This is a genomic window from Actinoplanes sp. NPDC051513 (assembly GCF_044454685.1).
Lineage (GTDB): Bacteria > Actinomycetota > Actinomycetes > Mycobacteriales > Micromonosporaceae > Actinoplanes.
Genome location: NZ_JBITDW010000015.1, coordinates 118,872 through 141,123, shown reverse-complemented (window position 1 = coordinate 141,123; position 22,252 = coordinate 118,872). Strand labels below are relative to the sequence as shown.

General features: G+C 71.7%; 18 protein-coding genes, 1 pseudogene and 1 riboswitch. Of the genes and pseudogenes, 13 read left to right on the top strand and 6 right to left on the bottom strand.

Annotated features, from left to right (window positions below):
* Positions 1-22: 22 nt before the first annotated feature.
* Positions 23-1,810 carry a potassium channel family protein gene (locus ACIA5D_RS35185; protein WP_396034718.1) on the top strand — a complete coding sequence of 596 codons (1,788 nt, stop codon included), beginning with the start codon at positions 23-25 and terminating at the stop codon, positions 1,808-1,810.
* A 10-nt stretch (positions 1,811-1,820) separates the two neighbouring features.
* Here the strand turns inward: ACIA5D_RS35185 and ACIA5D_RS35180 are convergent, their stop codons facing one another.
* Positions 1,821-3,041: a DUF4032 domain-containing protein gene (locus ACIA5D_RS35180; RefSeq protein ID WP_396034717.1), complete on the bottom strand. Its 1,221-nt coding sequence runs from the start codon at positions 3,039-3,041 to the stop codon at positions 1,821-1,823.
* 182 nt (positions 3,042-3,223) lie between these two features.
* Here ACIA5D_RS35180 and ACIA5D_RS35175 point away from each other — a divergent pair, with 182 nt between their 5' ends.
* Complete coding sequence (locus tag ACIA5D_RS35175) at positions 3,224-4,549, top strand: trypsin-like serine peptidase (RefSeq protein ID WP_396034716.1); 1,326 nt, start codon at positions 3,224-3,226, stop codon at positions 4,547-4,549.
* Positions 4,550-4,559: 10 nt separating this feature from the next.
* Positions 4,560-5,252, top strand: coding sequence for a phosphatase PAP2 family protein (locus ACIA5D_RS35170; protein ID WP_396034715.1), 693 nt, complete (start codon positions 4,560-4,562; stop codon positions 5,250-5,252).
* Here ACIA5D_RS35170 and nagA read toward each other — a convergent pair.
* From nagA to ACIA5D_RS35155, 3 genes are read right to left on the bottom strand one after another with little or no spacing between them, the layout of a single operon-like run.
* Entirely contained in the window at positions 5,209-6,315 is a 1,107-nt protein-coding gene (nagA, locus tag ACIA5D_RS35165) for an N-acetylglucosamine-6-phosphate deacetylase (protein ID WP_396034714.1), read from the bottom strand. The two genes, ACIA5D_RS35170 and nagA, sit on opposite strands and share 44 nt — an antisense overlap.
* The gene (locus ACIA5D_RS35160) at positions 6,312-7,235 is read right to left on the bottom strand and encodes an ROK family protein (protein WP_396034713.1); all 924 of its coding nucleotides are present in this window, start codon (positions 7,233-7,235) and stop codon (positions 6,312-6,314) included. The genes nagA and ACIA5D_RS35160 overlap by 4 nt, the downstream gene beginning before the upstream one ends.
* On the bottom strand, positions 7,232-8,155 hold the full coding sequence (locus ACIA5D_RS35155; RefSeq protein WP_396034712.1) for an SIS domain-containing protein: 924 nt from the start codon (positions 8,153-8,155) through the stop codon (positions 7,232-7,234). The genes ACIA5D_RS35160 and ACIA5D_RS35155 overlap by 4 nt, the downstream gene beginning before the upstream one ends.
* A gap of 193 nt (positions 8,156-8,348) precedes the next feature.
* Here ACIA5D_RS35155 and ACIA5D_RS35150 point away from each other — a divergent pair, with 193 nt between their 5' ends.
* The 5 genes and pseudogenes from ACIA5D_RS35150 to ACIA5D_RS35130 all read left to right on the top strand — a co-directional run.
* Complete coding sequence (locus ACIA5D_RS35150; protein WP_396034711.1) at positions 8,349-9,134, top strand: DeoR/GlpR family DNA-binding transcription regulator; 786 nt, start codon at positions 8,349-8,351, stop codon at positions 9,132-9,134.
* A complete protein-coding gene (locus ACIA5D_RS35145) occupies positions 9,131-9,517 on the top strand; it encodes a contact-dependent growth inhibition system immunity protein (RefSeq protein ID WP_396034710.1) in 387 nt (128 codons plus the stop codon). Before ACIA5D_RS35150 ends, ACIA5D_RS35145 begins: the two co-directional genes overlap by 4 nt.
* A gap of 24 nt (positions 9,518-9,541) precedes the next feature.
* Entirely contained in the window at positions 9,542-10,519 is a 978-nt protein-coding gene (locus ACIA5D_RS35140) for an ABC transporter ATP-binding protein (RefSeq protein WP_396034709.1), read from the top strand.
* On the top strand, positions 10,516-11,523 hold the full coding sequence (locus ACIA5D_RS35135) for an ABC transporter permease subunit (RefSeq protein WP_396034708.1): 1,008 nt from the start codon (positions 10,516-10,518) through the stop codon (positions 11,521-11,523). Before ACIA5D_RS35140 ends, ACIA5D_RS35135 begins: the two co-directional genes overlap by 4 nt.
* 212 nt (positions 11,524-11,735) lie before the next feature.
* Positions 11,736-11,960, top strand: a pseudogene (locus ACIA5D_RS35130) (DUF3263 domain-containing protein); the annotation flags it as partial.
* Here ACIA5D_RS35130 and ACIA5D_RS35125 read toward each other — a convergent pair.
* On the bottom strand, positions 11,957-14,164 hold the full coding sequence (locus ACIA5D_RS35125; RefSeq protein ID WP_396034707.1) for an AAA family ATPase: 2,208 nt from the start codon (positions 14,162-14,164) through the stop codon (positions 11,957-11,959). The pseudogene ACIA5D_RS35130 and the gene ACIA5D_RS35125 overlap by 4 nt on opposite strands.
* 96 nt (positions 14,165-14,260) lie before the next feature.
* Between ACIA5D_RS35125 and ACIA5D_RS35120 the strand changes: the two genes are divergently transcribed.
* The 4 genes from ACIA5D_RS35120 to ACIA5D_RS35105 all read left to right on the top strand — a co-directional run bounded on the left by ACIA5D_RS35120 (position 14,261) and on the right by ACIA5D_RS35105 (position 20,626).
* On the top strand, positions 14,261-17,017 hold the full coding sequence (locus tag ACIA5D_RS35120; protein WP_396034706.1) for an alpha/beta fold hydrolase: 2,757 nt from the start codon (positions 14,261-14,263) through the stop codon (positions 17,015-17,017).
* Entirely contained in the window at positions 17,014-17,904 is an 891-nt protein-coding gene (locus ACIA5D_RS35115) for an ABC transporter permease (RefSeq protein ID WP_396034705.1), read from the top strand. Before ACIA5D_RS35120 ends, ACIA5D_RS35115 begins: the two co-directional genes overlap by 4 nt.
* Positions 17,905-17,978: 74 nt before the next feature.
* Positions 17,979-18,116, top strand: a riboswitch (SAM riboswitch).
* Positions 18,117-18,126: 10 nt separating this feature from the next.
* Positions 18,127-19,407 (top strand): threonine synthase, encoded by a 1,281-nt coding sequence (gene thrC, locus ACIA5D_RS35110; RefSeq protein WP_396034704.1) that lies wholly within the window; start codon positions 18,127-18,129, stop codon positions 19,405-19,407.
* 241 nt (positions 19,408-19,648) lie between these two features.
* Positions 19,649-20,626 carry a GNAT family N-acetyltransferase gene (locus tag ACIA5D_RS35105; RefSeq protein ID WP_396034703.1) on the top strand — a complete coding sequence of 326 codons (978 nt, stop codon included), beginning with the start codon at positions 19,649-19,651 and terminating at the stop codon, positions 20,624-20,626.
* A gap of 3 nt (positions 20,627-20,629) precedes the next feature.
* Here ACIA5D_RS35105 and ACIA5D_RS35100 read toward each other — a convergent pair whose 3' ends face one another.
* On the bottom strand, positions 20,630-21,175 hold the full coding sequence (locus ACIA5D_RS35100; protein ID WP_396034702.1) for a GNAT family N-acetyltransferase: 546 nt from the start codon (positions 21,173-21,175) through the stop codon (positions 20,630-20,632).
* 62 nt (positions 21,176-21,237) lie between these two features.
* Here ACIA5D_RS35100 and ACIA5D_RS35095 point away from each other — a divergent pair, with 62 nt between their 5' ends.
* The gene (locus tag ACIA5D_RS35095; RefSeq protein WP_396034701.1) at positions 21,238-22,167 is read left to right on the top strand and encodes a hypothetical protein; all 930 of its coding nucleotides are present in this window, start codon (positions 21,238-21,240) and stop codon (positions 22,165-22,167) included.
* The last annotated feature ends 85 nt before the right edge of the window (positions 22,168-22,252 follow it).

Sequence of the window (22,252 nt, the reverse complement as noted above, 5' to 3'; positions counted from 1 at the left end):
CCGGCTGGCTACGATCGCGAGCGTGGCTACGGAACCGGCGAAAGAGATCCCGCGCCGGTCGCTGGTGTCCCGTCTGCGCGACCGCAATGGCGACGATCGGCCGCATTACCTGGTGTGCGGCGCCGACGCGCTGGTCTGGACTCTTGCCGAAGAACTGATCAGTTCCGGTCGCCGGTTGCGGCTCACCGTTATCGTCCCGCCCGACCTGCGGCCCGACGTCCCCGCGTTCGACGATCTCCAAGCCCGGGGCGTGCGCGTCATCACAGCCGCCCGCCTCGACGAGCGCACCTTCATGGAGGCCGGTCTCGCCGGCGCCGCCGCGCTCGCTCTGGTCATGCCCGACGACATGATCAATTTGCATGCGGCGCTGTGCGCCCGGGCGGTCGAGGGCGATCTGCGGCTCGTGATCCGCATGTTCACCACCGGCCTCGCCCAGGGCGTGCGCCGGCTGTTCACCGACTGCGCCGTGCTGTCCGACGCCGGCATGGCCGCGCCCGCCTTCGCCGCCGCGGCGCTCGGCGGCATCGCGCCGACGCATTTCCGATATGCCGGCCGCACGCTCTACGTCGCCCGTCGCGGCGACGTGGCCGAGAGCTCGGTGGTGCTGACGCTGACCGCTCCCGCGGGCGAGGGACAGATCGCGGTGCTGCCGGCCGAGCCCGACCCGGGCGAGCGCCTCGACGGCGACCTGGTGCTGGCCGAGGCGGTGGGCCGCTCGGCCGGTGAGGACGCGACCACCCGCCGCCTGGCCCGCTCCGGCCGGCGGCACCACAAGCGGCTGTCGCTGCGCCGTGCCATGCGGGTCGGCATGACCCGCAAGCTGCTGATCCCCGTGCTCATCGCCGTGGTGGTCATGGTCGCCGCCGGCGCGATCCTCGCCCGCCGCACCGGAGTGCAGGGCTTCTGGGAGTCGATCTACCTGACCCTGCTCACCGTGGTCGGCTCGTCCGATGTGGAGCCCAACCGCAACCCGGTCGCGCAGGCCGCGCAGGTCGTGCTCACGATCGCCGGCGTCGCGCTGATCCCGCTGATCACCGCGGCGATCGTCGACGGGGTGGTCAAGACCAGGCTGGCCCGCGACCGCGGCGAGGTCCTCGGCCTGCACGCCGACCACGTGGTGCTGGTCGGCCTCGGCAACGTCGGCACCCGGGTGCTACGCCAGCTCAACGACCTCGGCATCGACGTGGTGGCGATCGACCGCGCGCCCGACGCGCGCGGCGCCAGGGTCGCCGAGGAACTGGGCGTGCCGCTGATCGTCGGCGACGCGTCCCGCGAGGAGATCCTGCGGGCCGCGTCGATCGACACGTGCCGGGCGCTGCTGGTGCTCTCCACCGACGACGCAGTCAACCTTCAGGCCGCGCTGCACGCCCGCGCCGCCCGCCCGGACATCCGGGTGGTGCTGCGCCTGTTCGACGACGACTTCGCCCGCCGGGTCGGCGACGCCTTCAACATCAACATCTCGCGCAGCGTCTCCCGGCTCTGCGCGCCGATCTTCGCGGCCTCGATGCTCGACCGCGAGGTGCTGGCGACGATCCCGGTCGACCGGCACGCGGTGCTCGTGGCAACGGTCCAGGTGCTGGCCGGATCCGCATTGGACGGTTCGCCGCTGGCGAGCCTCGACCGGCCGCGGAGCACCCGGGTGATCAGCATGCGGGCGGCCGGCGAGGAATGGGTCGACTGGTCACCCGACCCGCGGCGGGTGCTGGCGGCCGGCGATCAGGTCGTCGTCGTGGCGCGCCGGGGCGGCCTGCGCGTCCTGCTCGAAGAGGCCACCCCGGTGGAGCAACAGCTCGACGCCGCCGGCCAGTGAGAGAGACGGGCTAGACGCCGCCGGCCAATGAGCCGACCTCGACGCCGAGGACGGCCTGCTCGTCGGGCTTGCGGGCCAGGACGTCGGTCAGATAGGACTGCACGGCCGCGGCCATGCCGACGTCACGGCCGGCCTTCTCGGACATCAGCCACTTGTGCTGGATGACCTGGGTGAAGATCTCCTGCGGCTCGAGCTTGCGGCGCATGCCCGCCGGAACGGCCCGCACCACCGGCTCGAAGACCTCGGTGAGCCAGCGGTGTGCCGCCTGCTGCTCGTCGGTGAGGTCGCTCTCCGCCCGGTAGGTGTCGAGGTCGTTGAGCAGCTGACGCGCCTGGTTCTCCTCGGCGTCGAGGCCGGTCAGGCGCAGCAGGCGGCGAGTGTGATAGCCGGCGTCGACCACCTTGGGGCGTACGCGATAGCCGTCGTCCACCGTGGACAGGGCCACCTCGGCGACGTCGAAGCCGAGCTCGTTGAGCCGCCGGATCCGGCGCTCGATGTTGTGCCGCGCGTCCGGCCGGCGGATCTCCTGCTCGTACGTGACCTCGTGCCACAGCCGCTCGTAGCGGGCCACGATGTCGTCGACCACCGCCTCGGGGTCGATCGACTCGTGCAGCAGCTCGGCGGCCTGCAGGTCGAGGCACTCGCCGAAGATGTTGAGCCGCAGGATCTCGATGTCCTCGCTGCGCTGCCCCTCGGAGAGCTTCGGGTAGAGGTTGCCCGTCTCGGCGTCCACCAGGTACGCCGCGAACGCGCCCGCGTCCCGCCGGAACAGCGTGTTGGACAGCGAGCAGTCGCCCCACGAGAAGCCGGTCAGGTGCATCCGGACGACCAGCGCCACCAGCGCGTCGAGCAGCCGGTTGAGCGTCTCGGGGCGCAGCACGTGGGAGAAGAGCGCACGGTACGGCAAGGAGAACTGCAGATGCCGGGTGATCAGGATCGTCTCGAGCGGCTCGCCGTCGGCGTCGTGCCGGTCGGTGACGGTTGCCACCGCCTCGACCGCGGGGAAGTCGATGCGCTCGAGCGCGCGCAGGAGGTCGTACTCCTTTTCGGCGATCCGCTCGCGGGTCTCCTTCAGGGCGTAGACCGTCTCGTTGAGCTTGACGAACCGGACGATGTGCCGCGAGATGCCCTGCGGCAGGGCGACCAGGTGGTCGGCGGGCCACTCCTCGAGCGGGATGCCCCACGGCAGGTCCAGCAACGCCGGGTCGATGAGGGCGGACGTGATGCGCACCGGATAAGTGTGCCCGTGTCCGTGGCGCGTCGCGGCCGCAGGTGGCTCGTTACACAGGTGCGAGAACGCCGGAATAGCACATATGTCCCCTGATATGACGTGAATGGCGGTTGAGGATGCGACGGAAGTCAGGCATCGCTCTCGGAGCGTGCGCGGCCCTGGTTCTGGCCGGGGTGGCGGGCGTGACGGCTTGGTCGACCGGGAACGGACCGGTGGGCACCTGGCACGAGGCGCCGGCTGTCACCCGTACGCAAGTTGCCGCTGAACAAGAACGACTGGCCGGAACCCCGACCACCGCGGCGCCGCAGGCGACCGCCGGCCAGGCAGTCACCCCCTCCGCGACCGCCGGCAGCGTCGCGCCCACCGGCAAGGCCGAGAAGGGCCGTCATGGGCCTCTCGAGTCCGCTGCCGCGAACGACGGCCGGCAGCGCGTCGGCGAGCTGCTCAGCGTCGACCGGCTGCTCGGCTACCTGGGCAAGGGCCCGCAGCGTGAGACCTTCCGCTACCCGGGCGCCTCCTACGTCAAGCTGCATTTCCGCAAGATGGCGATGCTGCCCGGCGACTACCTGACCGTCTCCAGCGCCGACGGCAAGGAGTCCTACCGGTACGACGCGCCGAAGCTGCTCGAGAGCGGCGCCGTCGACAAGTGGGCGATGTCGGTCACCGGCGACACCGCGGTGGTCGAGATGCACCGCACCGCCGACGTGCTGGGCCTCGGCTCGGTGCTCGGCACTCTCGGCGTCGACGTGGATCGGGTGGCCCGCGGCTTCAGCCGCACCGAGCAGGCCAAAGTGCCCGAGGACCAGCTCACCGCGCCCGGCCGCACCGGCCGCGAGGAATCGGTCTGCGGCAGCGACACCTCGGCCGACGCCGTCTGCTACCGCTCGGCCGACCCGGTCGCCTACACCAAGTCCAAGGCGATCGCCCGGCTTCTGATCAACGGCACCGAGCTGTGCACCGGTTGGCGGGTCGGTCCCAACAACCGCATGCTCACCAACAACCACTGCTTCACCACCACGAACGAGGCCTACGACACCGAGGTCTGGTTCAACTACCAGTGCGCGAGCTGCGGCGGGTACGACGTCTTCCGGCCTACCAAGGTCTGGGGCGAGAAGGTCCTCTCCACCGACCACGCGTACGACTACACGCTGTTCAGCGTCGACAACTTCAACGCCGTGAAGAAGTTCGGCTACCTCCAGCTCGACACCACCCGCCCGGCCAAGAACCAGGAGCTGTACGTGCCGCAGCACCCGGCCGGAGAGCCCACCCGGATCGCCGGCTCGCTGGGCGAGCGGGCCGGCAACTGCTCCGTGGCCGACCCGATGTACACCGGGTACGCCGCGAACTCCGACGTCGCGTACTACTGCGACACCGAAGGCGGGTCGTCGGGCTCGCCGGTGCTGTCCCGCGCCACCAACCGGGTCGTCGCCCTGCACCATTTCGGCGGCTGCCCCAACTCGGGAGTGCGTGGCGACCTGCTCGCCAGCCGGTTGCGCGCCCTCCTCTAACTTTGAGGGCGTGACCCAGACGTTGCCGACGCCCGCACGCACCCGCCCGATCCTGGGCTGGTGGTTCGACGTCGTGCTGGTCGCGGCGTTCGCCGGGCTGACCTGGGCCCTGGCGCGAGGCCACCTGCTCACACTCGATCAGCGGGTGGCCGACTGGGCGTTCGCGCACCAGCCGGCCCCGGTCTACTGGACCGCGCGGGTCTTCAACTACCTGGGGCAGGGCGGCCAGGTGCTGATGCCGGTGGCGCTGATCCTGACCGGCGTCCTGGCCTTCCGCACCCGATCGTGGCGGGCGGTGCTGCCGTTCGCGGCGGCGTTCGTGCTGACCTACGTCACGATCGGCCCCCTCAAGATCTGGGCCGATCGGGCCGCGCCGGCCTTCGACGGGCCCGACGCCGTGGTGATGTTCAACCCCTACGCGTCCGGCGTGGAGGCCATGAGCTATCCCTCCGGGCACATGGGCAACTCACTCGCCTGGTACGCGGTGATCGGTCTGCTCGTCGCGTCGATCCTGCGGCGGCCGCTTCGTAGGTGGGAGTTCTGGGCGATCCGCGTGGTTCCGGTGGTGATCCTCTTCTGCACCACGGTCTACACCGGGTTCCACTGGCTCACCGACTCGATCGCCGGGGTGCTGCTGGGCCTGGTCCTGGCCCGGCTCATCACGCGTTTTGTACCCAGGTTCCTGCCCGCATCACGCGCTTGACGTTCAGGTCGGCGTCGAGCACCACCAGATCGGCCCGCAGGCCCGCCTCCAGAGCGCCGACCTCGTCGTCCAGGCCCAGCACGCGGGCGGGGGTGGTCGAGGCCATCGCGGCCGCGTCCTCGAGCGGGATCCCGGCGGCCACCGCGTTGCGCAGCGCCGCGTCCATGGTGAGCGTGCTGCCGGCGATCGAGCCGTTGCGGGCCAGCCGGGCCACCCGGTCGGCGACGATCACCTCCTGGCCGCCCAGGTCGTAGGCGCCGTCCGGCATGCCGGTGGCGTCCATGGCGTCGGTGATCAGGGCGGCGCGGTCGGGACCGGCGCTGCGCGCGGCGAACGCCAGCATCCCGGGGTGCAGGTGGATGTTGTCGGCGATCAGCTCGCACACCGCGATCGAGTCGAGCAACCCGATCACCGGGCCCGGCTCGCGGTGGTGCGGCGGGCGCATGCCGTTGAACAGGTGGGTGCCGACGGTCGCGCCGGCCGCAATGCCGGCTTCCGTCTCCGCGTACGTGGCATCGGTGTGCCCCACGGCCGCCAGCACCCCGTGCTGGCGCAGGAAGGCGATGGCCTCCGCCGCGCCCGGAAGCTCGGGGGCGACGGTCACCATGCGTACGGCTTGGGTTTCGCCCGCCTTGATCAATTCGGTGAGCTCGGGAATCGACGGGTCGCGCAGAAAGTCGGGGTTCTGTGCGCCGCAGCGGGCGCCCGAGAGGTACGGCCCCTCGTAGTGCACACCGGCGATCGTGCGGTCCTTGACCAGCGGCAGGTATTCGCGGGTGGCCTCACGCATCAGCTCGAAGGGGGAGCTGACCAGGCTGGCGAGCATCGTGGTGGTGCCATGCGCCCGGTGGAACGCCGCCGCCGCCCGGGCCTCGGCGACGTCGCCGGTGGTGAACGTGTGGCCGCCGCCGCCGTGGCAGTGCAGGTCGACGAAGCCGGGCACGATGATGTCGTCGCTCGCCTTGTTGCCGGCCACCACGTCGATGATCGTCGGGCCGTCGATCTCGACGTGGCCGGGGACGACCGCGCCGGGGCGGACGATGCGGCCGCTGATGCGGGTCACTTGGTCTGCTCCAGGTGGTCGAGGGCGAGGAGGGCGGCGCCCTTGCAGCCGGCCGTGTCGCCGAGGGCCGCTTTGACGATCTTGGGCATGCGGTGGAAGGTGAGGCGCTTCTCCATCTCGCGGGTCAACGGCGTCAGCAGCGTGTCTCCGGCCTCGGCCAGCCCTCCGCCCAGCACCAGGACGCTGACGTCGAACAGCGCCTGCGCCGTGATCAACCCGTCCGCCAGGGCCTCGATGGCCTCGTGCCAGACGCGCCTTGCCGTCTTGTCGGTATCAATGCTGTTCACGACGTCGAAGGCGGTCGCATCCTTGTTGCCGGACAGTTCGGCATATCGGGCGCCGATGGCCCGGGCCGAGGCGATTGCCTCGAGGCACCCGCCGGCGCCGCAGGGGCAGGGGGCGCCGCCCGGGCGCACGATGATGTGGCCCAGCTCGCCGGCCGCGCCGTGGGCGCCGTTGTAGCCAACGCCGTTCACCACCAGGGCAGCGGCGATGCCGGTGCCGATCGCGGCGAACAGCACGTGCTTCTCTCCCCGGCCCGCGCCGAGACGGGCCTCGGCGATGCCGCCGACCCGGACGTCGTGGCCGAGCGCGGCCGGCAGGCCGAGTCGCTCCTCGATCTTCTGCCGCACCGGAACGTCGCGGAATCCGACGTTGGAGGACCAGACCGCGACGCCGTTCTCCTCGTCCACCACGCCCGGGACGGCGATGCCCACCGCCACCGGGTCGAGGCCGTCGGAGCGGGCCCGGCCGGCCAGCCCGTCCGCGATCTGGAGGATGTTCTCGGTGACCGCCCCGGGGCCACGGGCGGCGAGGGTGGGGTGCCGTTCCTCGTGGTAGACCGTGCCGTCCGGGCGGACCAGCGCGCACTTCATTCCCGTGCCGCCGACGTCGAGGGCAACGACGACGTGGTTGCTCACGCCAGCACTACCGACCGGGTCAGGTGGCGCGGGCTGTCGGGATCGAGGCCCTGGCCGGTGGCGAGCAGCACCGCCACCCGCTGGGCGAGCACCAGGTCGGCCATCGGGTCGAGCGGGGCGCGCCCGCCGCACCAGCGGCCCAGCGCGGCGTACCCGCCGTGGTAGCGGCTGTGCACGAACGAGGCGCCGGTCGCCTCCACGTCGTCGGCCAGGCCCACCGGGACGTCGCCGAAGGCCCAGACCACCCGGCGTGGCCCGGCGATCGAGATCGGCCCGTGCCGGTAGTCCATGGCCGGGTACGCCTCGGCCCAGTACGACGCGGCCTCCCGGCACTTGAGCGCCGCCTCGTGGGCCAGGCCGACGGTCCAGCCGCGACCCAGGAAGGTGATCTGCTCGGCCAGCGCCGGGTGCACCGGCAGCGGCAGGCGCACCGCGACCTCGGCGTCCGCGGCCACCGGGTCGATGTCCTCGCCGAGGTGGGCACGTAGCAGCGCCAGGGCGCTCGTGGCGAAGCGGGTCTGCACCACCGACTCCTCGTCGGCGAATTCCAGCTCGATCGCGTCGGTGGCCCGCCGGCCGGCCGGCTGCCCGGCGTCGGCGGTCAGCACGGTCGCCGGGGTGCGGCCGTCGAGCGCGTCGAGGAGCGCGACGATCTCGGTGGTGGTGCCGGAGCGGGTGATCGCCACGATCCGGTCGTAGCGCCGGCCGTGCGGGAACTCGGAGGCCTGGAACGCGTCGGTCTCGCCCTCGCCGGCGCGTTCGCGCAACGACGCGTACGCCATCGCCATGAACCACGACGTGCCGCAACCGACCACCGCGACCCGTTCGCCGCGGGCCGGAAGACCCGGGGAGTCGGCGAGCTTCGCGGCGAGACGCCAGCAGTCCGGCTGGCTCGCGATCTCCGCCTTGACGTGCGTCATGGGCCACCCTTCACACCGTCGCGGATGCGCATAAGCGCTCAGTTCCCCGCTTTTTCGAGCGCCATTCTGCGCGGAGCGACCGCGCCGACGCAACCGTCATCCCCCGACCGCGCAAGGAAGACCTTTGCTTTCCCGGCCTTTCGCGCACTAATGTGCACACACTTATCACAGAACGTGCATCGGGAGTGTGTTGGTGGACCGGTACGCGCGGTGGAATGCCCTGCTCGAGTTACTCGCCGAGAACGGCCGGGTCAGCGTCGAGGACGCGTCGGCGCGCCTGGACGTGTCGCAGGCCACCATCAGACGCGACTTCGACCAGCTCGCCCAACAGCAAATGATCACCCGGACCCGCGGCGGCGCGGTCGCCAACGGCGTCTCGTACGACCTGCCGCTGCGCTACAAGAGCGCCAAGCACAGCGCCGAGAAGCAGCGCATCGGCGAGGCCGCGGCCGGCCTGGTCACCCCCGGCACGGTGGTCGGCCTCAACGGCGGCACCACGGTCACCGAGGTCGCCCGCGCCCTGGCCGTCCGCCCCGATCTCAACGCGGGCGGCGAGGGCAGCCAGCTCACGGTGGTCACCAACGCCCTGAACATCGCCAACGAGCTGCTGGTCCGCTCCCGCATGAAGATCGTCGTCGCCGGCGGCGTGGTCCGCCCGCAGTCCTTCGAGGTGGTGGGCCCGCTGGGCGGCGCCCTCCTGAAGGAGGTCACGCTCGACATCGTGTTGCTGGGCGTGGACGCGCTGGACGTGGAGCTGGGCGCCGCCTCCCACCACGAGGGCGAGGCGGCCATGAACAGCCTGATGGTCGCCCGCGCGAAGCGGGTGGTGGTGATCGCCGACTCGTCGAAGCTGGGCGGGCACGCGTTCGCCCGCATCTGCCCCATCGCCAAGGTCGAAACCCTGGTCACCGACTCGGGCGCCGCACCCGCGACGGTGGCGGCCTTCCGCGAGGCCGGCGTCCACGTCATCACCGCGTGAACACCGACGCGTCGATCGAGGAGTTCGAAGGCGACGACTGGGGTGACCCGTCGCCCGACGCGACCAGGCTCGTCGCGACCGTGCTTAGGCTGCGGCGGAGGCCGGTCAGGACGCTCGGGGTCGAGGACCTTCGCGTGCTCGCCGGGCAGGCGGTCGGGCTCGCCGTGGTCGTGCCGCTCGCGCTCGACATCCTGGAGCGCGACCCGCTCGCCGAGGGCGACTTCTATCCGGGTGACCTGCTCTCCGCGGTGCTGCGGGCGCCGGCCGACTACTGGCGGGCGCACCCTGCTCAGGCGGCGCGGCTGCGGGCGGTCGACACCGAGAGTGTTGATGATGGCCAGCTGAAGACTGAAATTTCCGCATTTGGGGCTGCCGGATATTGACGCTGGTGCCTAGAGTCTCGCGGCATGGATGCCGTACTCGAGATAGCTGGGCTGCGGAAAACGTATCGCAGCCGGAAAGGCGTGCGCCGCGCCCTCGATGGGTTCGACATGGTGGTCGGTGCGGGGCAGGTCCATGGGTTCCTGGGGCCGAACGGGTCCGGCAAGACGACCACCCTGCGTACGCTTCTCGGGCTGATCCGGCCCAACGGCGGCCGCATGACGCTGCTCGGGCAGGACGTGCCGAAACGCCTGCCGGAGGTGGCGCAGAGCGTCGGCGCGATCGTCGAGAGCCCGCAGTTCTTCGGCAACTTCAGCGCGCAGGACACGCTGTCGCTGCTCGCGGACGCGGGCGGCCTGAAAAGGGAGCGGGTCACCGCCGTTCTGGAGCTCGTCGGCCTGCGTGACCGGGCCAAGGAGCGCGTGCGCACCTACTCGCTCGGTATGAAGCAGCGGCTCGCGGTCGCCTCGGCGCTGCTCAAGGAGCCCAAGCTGCTCATTCTGGACGAGCCGGCCAACGGGCTCGACCCGGGCGGCATCCGGGAGATGCGCACGCTGATGCGCAACCTCGCCGAGTCGGGCATGACGGTCCTGCTCTCCAGCCACATCCTCGGCGAGATCCAGCTGATCTGCGACCACGTCACGATCATCTCGGCGGGCAAGCGGGTCGCGGCCGGCTCGGTCGCGGACGTGCTTGCCCGGCACACCTCGAACAGCGTGAAGGTGCGGCTCGAGCCGGGTGTCGACCTGCTCGGGGCGGCCGCGATCCTGAAGACGAACGGCGCCGAGGTGAGCCTCGAAACCGATCACTTCGTGGTCGGCAACGCCGGCAACCCGGCGCAGATCACCCGGATCCTCGCCGAGAACCAGATCTACGTCAGCGAGCTCACCCCGATCTCGGCCGACCTCGAGAGCGTCTTCCTCGAGATCACCGGCACCGCCCCGGTCGAGGGCGAGAACCGCCAGGTCGATCAGGTGGCGGCGCAGAATGGGTGGGGTCAGTGAGCCTGTCCAAAGCGGAGACGCGCCGGCTGGTCAAGCGCCGGTTCACCAAACTGTTCGTGCTGTGCGGCCTGCTGGTGCTGGCGGCGGTGGCGGCCGGCGTTTTCCTCAGCAACCACAAGGTCAGCCCGGAGATCATCGCGAAGGCCACGGCGGACGCGCAGGCGAATTACCAGCAGTCCGTGCAGGAGACGAGCCGGATCATCCAGGAGTGCCAGGCCGCGCAGGGGACGGCGCAGGCGACCAACTTTCCGCCGAACTGCGAGATCTCGCAGCCGCAGCCGTCCGATTTCGATCCCAAGTGGTACATGCCGCCGACCTTCGACTTCCGGGAGAGCTTCCCGGAGATGATCACCACGTTCGCCGCGGTGCTCGCGCTGGTCGCGTACATCGTCGGCGCGTCCTTCGTGGGGGCCGAGTGGAGCAGCGGCGGCATGATGAACCTGCTGCTCTGGCGGCCGCGCCGGATGCAGGTGCTCGGCACCAAGCTGGGCGTGCTGCTGGCCGGCGCGACGGTGCTGACCTTGCTGGTCGGCGCTCTCTGGACGGCCGGCTTCTATTTCATCGCGCGGACGCGCGGCAGCACCGACAGCATGACCTCCGGCGCCTGGCAGTCGATCGGGTTGATGGAGCTGCGGGCGCTGGCGCTGGTGCTGCTGGCCGGCGCGCTCGGCTTCGGCCTGGCCTCGATCGGCCGGCACACGGCGACGGCGCTGGGTGTGGCGATCGGCGTGATCGTGGTGCTGCAGTTCGGCCTGCTCGCGGTGCTCGGCATGGCGGACGTGAAGTTTCCGGAGTTGTACCTGGCCCCGTTCTGGATCTACGCCTGGCTGAACAAGGAGTACGTGTCCCAGGACTACAACTCCTGCGACTTCTCGCCGACCGGGGGCTGCCTGCCGGAGACCCTGACCATCACCTGGCAATGGGCGGGCGCGGCGATGGTCCTGTCGTTCGCGCTCATCGTGGGTGGCGCGATGTGGACAATGCGTAAGCGGGACATAACGTGAGGTAACGTCGGGCTGTCCGTGCGCGGGGGTCGCCGGCGATTTATGCTGCTCGCGGCCCCCGCCCTCGTCTTTGGAGCACCATGCAGCCCGCCGCCGCGGACCCCTCATCCGACCGCCCCACCACCGCCCTTGACCGGACTGAAGGCTTGCCTGACGAGTCGTCCACCCCGCAGATTCCCGCTCAACGGGCCAACGAAAAAGAGAAATCCGCTCTCACCGATCGCGAGCGCGAGATCCTCGCCTTCGAGGCCCTCTGGTGGAAGCACGCCGGCGCCAAGGAGCAGGCGATCCGCGACACCTTCGCCCTCTCCTCGACCCGCTACTACCAGCTGCTCAACGCGCTGCTCGACAAGCCCGAGGCCACCGAGCACGATCCGGTCCTGGTCGGCCGCCTCCGGCGCCTGCGGGCGACACGGGCACGCACGCGCCGTCGTTAGCGCTGGTTTTCTTTCGCGTACGCCGCCAGCCAGGCCACCTGCGTCGGGTCGAGAGACGCGCGTACGCGTTCGCGGGCGGTCGCCACGTTGGCGGCGGTCACGGTCGTGGCCTCGAGCGAGTCCCGCATGGCGGCCAGCGCCGATTCGCGGATCAGCGCCGCGCAGTCGGCCGCCGAGAAGCCCTCCAGGTCGGCCCCGAGCGCGTCCAGATCGACCGACTTGTCGAGCGGCACCTGTTTCGACGAAGCCCGCAGGATCGCCGCCCGGGCCTCGCCGTCCGGCGGCGGCACGTAGATGAGCCGTTCGAGCCGGCCGGGCCGCAGCAGCGCCGGATCGATCAGGTCGGGCCGGTTGGTGGCGCCGACCACGACGACGTTGCGCAGGTCTTCCACGCCGTCGAGCTCGGTGAGCAGCGCCGCCACCACCCGGTCGGTCGTGCCGCCGTCGGTGGCCTGGCCGCGGGTGGGCGCGAGCGCGTCCACCTCGTCGAGGAAGACCAGCGTCGGGGCGGCCTCCCGGGCGCGGCGGAACAGCTCGCGCACCGCCCGCTCGCTGTCGCCGACCCACTTGCTGAGCAGCTCGGCGCCCTTGACCGAGAGCACGTTGGCCTTGCCGGTCCCGGCGATCGCCTTGACCAGGTACGTCTTGCCGCACCCGGGCGGGCCGTAGAGCAGCACGCCGCGCGGCGGGGAGACGCCGAGCCGGGCGAACGTGTCGGGGTAGGTGAGCGGCCACAGCACCGACTCGGTGAGCACCTGCTTGACGTCGGCGAGGTCGCCGACGTCGTCGAGGGTGACGGCCGCGACCTCGAGCGTGGAGTCGGCCATCGAGGTGGGGCGCACGACGTCGAGCGCGGCGTCGAAGTCGGCCATCGTCACCGTCGGCGACTCGGCCTCCTTCTGGCGCAGGGCGGCGCGGACGCCGGCTTCGCGGGCGAGGGCGCCGAGGTCGGCGGCGACGAATCCGGGCGCACGGCCGGCGACCTCGTCCAAGCGGACGTCTTCGGCCAGCGGCATGCCCCGGGTGAGCACCCCGAGCTGTTCGCGGCGCATGGCGGCGTCGGGCAGCGGGACGGCGAGCTGCACGGCCAGCAGGTCGGGCGCGCGCAGCGACGGGTCGACCGACTCGGGCCGGCTGGTCGTGCACACCACCGCGACCCCGGCACGCACCGTCTCTTCCAGCATCTGATGGAAGACCGTGGAGAGGGGACCGGGCTCCTCCCGCGGCGCCAGCGCCTCCACGTCCGAGAAGAGCAGCACCGAGGGCCCCTGGCCGCGGGCGTCCCGGGCCAGGGCACGTAGCTGCTGGGCGGCGGCGGAGTTGGTGAGGGCGGCCAGCGACGGCGCCCAGGCCGGCAGCACCCGCGCCCCGACCTTGGCCGCGACCGCGCGGACCAGCGCCGACTTGCCCGAGCCGGACGGCCCGGAGATCAGCACGCCGAGCGAGACCTTGGTGCCGAGCCGGGCCAGCACCTCGCCGTGGTGGAAGCCGAGGTCGAGCAGCTCCTCCAGCTCTTTGGCCTGGGCGCGCAGGCCGGGCAGGTCGTCGAGGCTGGGCGGCGGCACCTCGGGATCGGTGGCGGCGGGCGCGCCGGCGCGGACGGCCGGGGTGGCGGCGGTGCCGCCGGTGGTGTGGTAGCCGTCCGTCCAGCCGACCACGGTGTCCATGGTGACCAGGGCAGCGTCGATGTCGTCGACGGCCGCCACGGTGAGCAGGGCGCTGGTCCAGCCGTAGCCGACCCGGTTCGCGAGACTGCGCCGGGCCGCCTCGACCAGCGAGCGGTTGCCGGCGTCGGGCAGCACATCCTGCGGCAGCAGGGAGACGTCGTCGCCGGCGCTGACCACCTTGCCGAGCAGGGCGAGCCGCAGCATCTCGGGGGAGACCACGGCGACGATCTCGGGCGGGCCGGTGAGCGTGACCCGGCGGGCCTCGACCACCGGCAGCGGCGCGATCGTGACCTGACCGCCGTCGCGCATGCCGAGGTTGCCGATCGTGAGGTCGTCGGCGTAGAGCAGGGCGCGGCTGGCGCCGGCCTCGGCGCGGGCGGCCACGCCCGCGGTCGTGCGGCTGCCGGCCAGGCGTACGGGATCACCGGGGTTGATCGCCAGAGCGGCCATGACCTCGGGGTGGAGCCGGACGATGCCGCGACGGGCGTCAAGGGCCGCCGGCCGCAGTGTGACGGTCAGCGTGAGTTCATCGGGCACGGGTTACACGCTATCGCCGCCGCGCCGCCGGGACGGGACCGCGCCGCGGAGATGGCTCACAGCCGAGGCTCAGACCGGTCCGGATAGCTTTGGCGCATGTCTCTGTCGGGCCGCCTGCGCAAAGCGGTCACTCGTCGCCGTGTCGTGGCCGGCTCGGTGGTTCTCGTGCTCGTCGCCGGCGTGGCCGGGTGGGCCGTCTGGCCCGACACCCCCGACTGGAAGGCCACCGACCAGGAGATCACCGTGCGCACCGGCCCGGCCGACGACGAGAGCGTCGCGCTGGACACGCGCTTCTACCTGCCGCGCGACCGCGGCGGCCGGGTGCCGGCGGTGCTGCTCGCGCACGGTTTCGGCGGCACGAAAGAGTCGGTGAGCGACGACGCCGAGTCGCTGGCCGAGCGCGGCTACGCGGTGCTGACCTGGACGGCGCAGGGCTTCGGCCGCAGCGGCGGGCAGATCCACCTGGACAGCCCCGACTACGAGGTCAAGGACGCGCAGCGCCTGCTCGACTGGCTCGCGGCCCGGCCCGAGGTGCGGCTCGACGCGACCGGCGACCCCCGGGTGGGCGTGGTCGGCGGCTCGTACGGCGGCGGCCTGGCCCTGCTGCTCGCCGGCCAGGATCCCCGGGTCGACGCGATCGTCCCGTCGATCACCTGGAACGACCTGACGAAGGTCTTCCTGCCGCAGTCGGCCGACACCAGCACGACCGGCGTGTTCAAGAAGGGCTGGGCCGGGCTGTACTTCGGGAACGGCGCCGCGGTCGGCCAGTCGGCCGGTCAGCCGGACGCTCCCGCGGAGAGCCCCGGCGACCCCGCCTGCGGCCGGTTCGCCGCCGACGTCTGCAAGGCCTACCTGCAGCTGGCCACGGCCGGCACCCCCGACGCCGAAACCCTCGCCGTGCTGCGCAAGTCGAGCCCGGCCACCGTGCTCAGCAAGATCAAGGCGCCGGCGCTGCTGATCCAGGGCGAGGTCGACACGCTCTTCCCGCTGTCCGAGGCCGACGCGAACGCGCGTGGCATCGCGGCCACCGGCACGCCCGTGCGGGTCGCGTGGTTCACCGGCGGGCACGACGGCGGCGCCGGGCCGCAGACCGACCAAGACAGGCTGAAATACCTCACCGTGCAGTGGCTCGACCACTACGTGAAGGGCGAGGGCGACGCCCCCGAGAACAGCTTCACCTATTCCCGGGTGGCCGGTTTCAGCGCGCTCGACCGGGGGCTGGTCACGAACGGGTACTCGACGAAGTCGTACCCGGGAATGAGCGGGACCGGAAGCACGCAGGTCTCCCTCGCGGGATCGGCGCAGCCGATCGCCAACCCGCCGAACGGCAACCCGGCCGCCCTCTCCTCGCTGCCCGGCGCCGGCGGACGGCTCAGCGAGTTGCTCGGCGGCATCGCGGGCGACATCCCCGGCCAGTACGCGACGTTCCAGTCGACGCCGGTGACCAGCGCCATCGAGGTGGCCGGCGCGCCGGTCGTGCGGCTGCGCGCGGCCTCGCCGACCGGGGAGGCTACGCTGTTCGTCAAGCTCTACGACGTGGACGAGTCGGGCACCGAGACGCTGAGCGCCGGCCTGGTCGCGCCCGTGCGGCTGACCGGCCTGCCCGCCTCGATCGACAAGGCGAGCGAGGTGACGGTCACGCTGCCGGCGATCGTGCGGCGGATCGACGCCGGCCACACCGTACGCGTCGTGGTCGCCACCAGCGACCAGGCCTTCCTCACCCCGGCGCAGCCGACCGTCTATACCGTGGCGGCCGGCTCCTCGATCACCCTGCCCACCGTGGTCGGCACCCCGATCGCCAACCCGCAGACGATCTGGCGCTACGTGCTCGCCGGCCTGGTGGTCGCTATCGTGCTGGGTCTCGCGGTGGTGCTCCTCGTGCGCCGTCGCCTGCGGCGCCGCCGGCACGACGAGGTGATCGAGGAGTTCGCCGAGACGCCGCTGGTGGTGCGCGATCTCCGCAAGGCGTACGGGGACGGGTTCGTCGCCGTCGAGGAGATCAGCTTCACCGTGCGGCGCGGTCAGGTCGTCGGCCTGCTCGGGCCGAACGGCGCCGGCAAGACCACCACGCTGCGGGTGCTGATGGGCCTGACCATGCCGACCGGCGGCGACGCCCTGGTCTTCGGCCACCGGCTCTCGCCGGGAGCGCCGATCCTGTCCCGGGTCGGCGCGCTGGTCGAGGGGCCCGGCTTCCTGCCCCATCTGAGCGGTCTCGACAACCTCAAGGCGTACTGGCAGGCCACTGGGCGGCCGGCGGCCGACGCGCATTTCGACGAGGCGCTCGAGATCGCCGGCCTCGGCGACTCGGTGCACCGCAAGACCCGCAAGTACAGCCACGGCATGCGGCAGCGGCTCGCCATCGCCCAGGCCATGCTCGGCCTGCCCGAGCTGCTGGTGCTCGACGAGCCGACGGACGGGCTCGACCCGCCGCAGATCGCCGAGATGCGCCGGGTCCTGAAGCGGTACGCCACCGACGGCCGGGCCGTGCTGGTCTCCAGCCACCTGCTCGCCGAGGTGGAGCAGACCTGCACGCACGCCGTGGTGGTCAACAAGGGGCGGATCGTGGCGTCCGGCCCGGTCGACGAGATCGTCGGCGAGTCGCCGTCGGTGCTGCTCGACGTCTCGGACGTGCCGGCCGCGTCGAAGGTGCTCGAGGGGCTGGGCGTGCGCTCGGTGACCCCGGACGGCCCGAACGGCCTGATCGTGGACATGAACGGCACGCCCCGCGCCGAGATGGTTGCGTCGCTGGTGCGGGCCGGCGTCGACGTCGACCGGGTGGTGCCGCGACGGCGGCTCGAGGACGCCTTCCTGGCCCTGGTGGGCGACAACTCGCGGGGAAGTGGAGACCGATGAGCGCGAACAGCACCCTCCAGTCCGGGGTCGGGCGGCCGGACGCGGGCTTCCGCGGGTCGGCGACGCTGCCGGTGTGGGCCGAGGTGCGGCGGCAGGCCACGCGCCGGCGTACGCAATTGGCCCTGGGTTTCATGGTTCTGCTTCCGATCATCATCCTGGTCGCCTTCGAGTTCGGCGGGAACAACGGCGGGGACGACGACAACGGTGGCGGCGCGTTCGGCAGCCTGGTCGACCTGGCCACCTCGGGCGGGCTCAACTTCGCGCTGTTCTGCCTCGCGGTCTCGGCCGGCTTCCTGCTGGTCGTGGTGGTGGCGCTGTTCTGCGGCGACCCGATCGCCAGCGAGGCGAGCTGGGGCAGCCTGCGTTACCTGCTGGCGATTCCGGTGCCCCGTGCCCGGCTCCTGGCGGTCAAGCTGGTGGTAGCGCTCGCGTACTCGCTGCTGGCGCTTTTGATCTTGACGGCCACCGGCCTGCTGATCGGCACCCTGAGATACGGCTGGCACCCGCTGGGCAGCACCGTGGCCGCCGCCATCCCGCCCGGGCAAGGTCTGCTGCGGCTGCTCGGCATCGTCGCCTACCTGGCGACCATCATGCTGGTCGTGGCCGGCCTGGCCTTCCTGCTCTCGGTGTCGACCGACGCGGCGCTGGGCGCGGTGGGCGGCGCGGTGCTGCTCTGGATCCTGTCGAGCATCCTCGACCAGATCACCGCGCTGGGCAGCATCCGGGTCGGGCTGCCGACCCACTACAGCGACGCCTGGCTCGGCCTGCTCTCCACGCCACCGCAGGTGGACGACCTGGTCAAGGGCGCGATCGCGGCGATCTGCTACGCCACCCTCTTCTGGTCGCTGGCATTCTGGCGTTTCACCCGCAAAGACATCACGTCGTAGCTTGGCTCACACCTCGGGATACCCACTCTGTGTTTCCCGCGACTCGACGTAAGGTGTTGGAAACACAACTGAATACCTCATCCAGAGGGGCAGAGGGAACGGCCCTGTGAAGCCCCGGCAACCACCGCGTACGTCTCGATGACGAGGCCCGTGCATGGCAGGTGCTAATTCCGTCCTCGCTCCGGCAGGTCGCCGGCGGGGAAAGATGAGAGGAAGGCCTCGATGACGTCTGCCGTCAGCACACCCTCTGCCACTGACTCGCCCGCCCGCGGCCTCGTCTGCCGTGCGTGCGGCGCGGAGTACCCGCTGATCGCCCAGCACGCCTGTTACGAGTGTTTCGGCCCGCTCGAGGTGGCCTACGACCAGGCCGCACTCGCGCGGGTGACCCGTGAGCAGATCGAAGCCGGGCCGAACAACATCTGGCGCTACGCCGGCCTCCTCCCGGCCGGTCAGGACCCGGCCACCCGGGTCACCCTCGACCCCGGCCTGACCCCGCTGGTGAGCGCGCCCGCCCTGGCCGCCGCGGTCGGCCTGCGCGCGCCGCTGTACGTCAAGGACGACTCGGCCAACCCGACCCACTCGTTCAAGGACCGGGTCGTCTCGGTGGCGCTCACTGCCGCCCGCGGCCTCGGCTTCACCCGCTTCGCCTGTGCCTCCACCGGCAACCTGGCCAACTCGGTCGCCGCGCACGCGGCCCGGGCCGGCGCGCCGAGCATCGTCTTCATCCCGTACGACCTCGAGCCGGGCAAGATCATTACCACCGCCGTCTACGGCGGCGAGCTGGTGGCCATCGAGGGGTCGTACGACGACGTCAACCGGCTCTGCGGCGAGCTGGTCGAGACCGACGAGTTCGAGGACACCGCGTTCGTCAACGTGAACGTGCGGCCGTTCTACGCCGAGGGCTCCAAGACGCTCGGCTACGAGGTCGCCGAGCAGCTCGGCTGGCGCATCCCCGCCCAGGTCGTCATCCCGATGGCCTCCGGCGAGCTGCTCACCAAGGTGGACAAGGCGTTCCAGGAGCTGGTCGAGATCGGCCTGGCCACCGCGCCCGAGGGCGGCTGGACCGTCTTCGGCGCCCAGTCGGCCGGCTGCAACCCGATCGCGGTGGCGCTGCACAAGGGCACCGACGAGATCGTCCCGGTGAAGCCGACCGGCATCGCGAAGTCGCTGAACATCGGCGACCCGGCGGCCGGCGCGTACGCGATCGAGTCGGTGCGCCGCACCGGCGGGTGGATGGACTACGCCGACGACGACGAGATCCGCGACGGCATCCGGCTGCTGGCCGAGACGACCGGCGTCTTCGCCGAGACTGCGGGCGGCGCCACGGTCGCGGTGCTCAAGAAGCTGGTGGCGAGCGGCAAGCTCGACCCCGAGAAAGAGACCGTCGTCTACAACACCGGCGAGGGGCTCAAGACGCTCGACGCGGTCGCGGGCCTCGTCGGACCGACTCACCAGATCAAACCGTCGCTGCGAGGGGCCCGCGAGGCTGGCCTGCTGGGATAACGCTCGGTAGTCAAAGGTCTGCCATTAGTTGAAGATTCCATCCCCGGAGGACTTGCGCACCGATCTCAGGGTCGGCAGGATGCTCTCTGCGGGAGGGCCGACGCCGTACGAGGCCCCTCACCTTCGAGCTTGGCGACAATCTCTCGAGGTGCCCAACGACCCAGCGCCGGAGGCGCTGTGCGTCCGCCCTCCCGACCAAAATCGTTAGCATTCTTGGCCGTTGCCCGGCAGGGTGACGGCCATGAATCTTTCTACGGGCCGGCTGGAAGACCCGGCCGACGCGTACGAGATCTATCGGGCCTGCGAGGAGCGCGACAAACCCGACGTCCCGCCGCTCGCCCTGGAGGGTTTCGTCGCCCGGCACGCCCACCCCTGGCCGGGCGCGACTCTCGAGCACTATCTGGGTTTCCTGGACGGGGTGCCGGTCGGCTACGTACAGGTCGAGCTGCCCATTCTCGACAACTTGGACAATGTGAATATCGAGCTGTCGGTCCTTCCCGCACATCGACGGCAGGGCGTCGGCCGGGCCCTTCTCGACCTGGTTCTCGAGCGGGCCCGGGCGCTCGGCCGCAAGAACGTGATCGCCCCCGTGATGTCGCGCCACCCGGACGGCGCGCAGTTCGCCTCCGCGGCGGCGGCCAAGCCCGCTCTCGAGGAGGTGCGCAGCCGGCTCGACCTCCGCACGGTCGACCAGGCCCGGCACGATGCCCTGTTGGCCGGCGCCTGGCAGCACGCCGAGGGGTACCGGCTGATCCTGTGGACCGGCGTGCCACCCGAGGAGATCATCGACGACGTGGCCTACCTGGACGGGCGCCTCAACGCCGACGCCCCGACCGGCGACCTGGCGTGGGAGCCCGAGAACGTGGACGCCGCGAAGATTCGCGAGGGCGAGCAGCGGGCGGCCCTGCGCGGGCGGACGAGCTACCACGCCGGCGCTCTGCACGGCGAGCGGCTGGTCGCCTGGACGAAGATCGCCGGCGACGCCACCGACCCCGCGCATGCCTGGCAGAACATCACGCTGGTCGACCCCGGCCACCGTGGCCACCGGCTCGGCATGCTGGTGAAGCTGGCCAACCTCGCGCACGTCCGGGAACTGCGACCGGGCCTCGAGGTGATCGACACGTTCAACGCGGCGTCCAACGAGCACATGCTGCGGATCAATCGGGCGCTGGGCTTCCGGGCGCTCGACTCGGTGACCTTCTGGCAGCTGACGGTGTGAGCCTCAGATGCGGCGGCGCATCCGCAGCTCGGTGAGGATCGGCAGCACGGGGTGCGGCACGCGCTCGCCGGTGTCTTCGAAACCTAGCTTCTCGTACGCCCGGACGGCGCGCGCGTTGCCGGCGACCACCTCGAGCATCAGCCGGTCGCGCCCGTTCGCCCGGGACCAGGTGGCCACCGCTTCGACCAGCTCGGCCAGCACCTTGCCGCCGCGCTGCTCGGGGGTCACGTAGACCGCGAAGATCACCGTCACGTCGGGCTCCTCGGGCAGGACCGTGCCGCCCGCGTGCCCGATCAGCCGGGACCGGCCGCCGGGGTCGGCCACGAACTGCGCCAGGCGGCCGCCGTGCGCCGCCTGGGTGATGCGCTGCCGGTACGCCTCGTGGGGCCGGGCCGCGGCCTGGGCGAGCGTCTCGAGGAACGCGAGCGGGGCGTCGGCCAGCATCTCGAGCCGCAGCGCGCGCATCCGTGCCGCGTCCTCGACGGTCACCCGGTGCACGCGCCAGCTGTTCACGCTGTTCTCCCTACCCTGTGCCGGGGGCGCGGGCAACCTGGTTGCCGGGAAACGGACGAGGGTAGCGGATGCGGTCCCCGCTGAGGCAAGGTGTGTCGATGGATGTGGGCGAGGGCCGCATGCGCATGGTCGAGGGCCCGGTGGTCGAGGCCGCCGACCCGTTCGACCCTGAGTCGCGCACGGCCGAGCTCACCCGCCCCGGCGCCGTCGCCGTGCCCCCGGTCCGCGAGAACGACCCGGTCGTCCCGCCGCAGGGCGCCGGCCTGTCCGGCTGGCTCTCGCGGTGGCGCGGGGTGCTGCGCCGCTGCCTCGTCGCGCTGCTGCCGATCGGCCTGCTCGCCGCGCTCCCGATGCACTTCTTCGTCGGCAACGTCGACGACACGGTGATCGCCGCTCCCGCCCTCTTCGACCTGCTCGGCGGCTTCGGCCTACTGCTGCTCCCGCTGATGTGGCTGGCCTACTTCGCAGTCTCCGCCCTGCCCCTGGTGATCTGCCTGGCCGGCGTGGTGGCGGTGGCGCTCGCCGAGGGGGCCACCGGGTCACTGCCCCGCCCGCGCCGGGTGTGGCGGCTGGTGGCCTATCGGCTGCGCCCGCTCTGGCTCTGGTTCGCCGTGTTCGGCCTGCTGACCCAGGCGCTGCCGCTGCTGCTCACCGCCGACCGGCTGGGCCCGGCCGTGGCCGCGCCGCTCGCCGCCGGCCTCGCCGCGCTCTCGACCGCCGTGCTCACCTTCACCGGTGTGCTCGGCTGCGTCGTGCTGATCGAGCGCGATCGCGGCCGGCGCCGGGCCCAGCACCTCTGCTCGCGGGCCCGGCTGGGCGGGCTGGTCGCCGCCTCGCTGGCTGTCACCGTCCTGCCCCGGCTGGCCGACGCCGGCTGGGGCGCCCTGGCGTCGACCGTGGTGGCGGTGGCGGCCGTTCTGCTCTGGGCGATCGCCGCCCTGGTGACCTACGCGCAGGCCCGCCGCGCCGAGGGCCCGGTGACCAGCGACTCGTTGCTTTCCGAGCTGGCCACGTCCGAGCTCGACTGAGGGGTCTGTCCGCCCGCGTTTCCTTGCACTCGCCCCCCTGGAGTGCTAAACAAGTCATTGGCACTCGTGACCGCTGAGTGCCAAG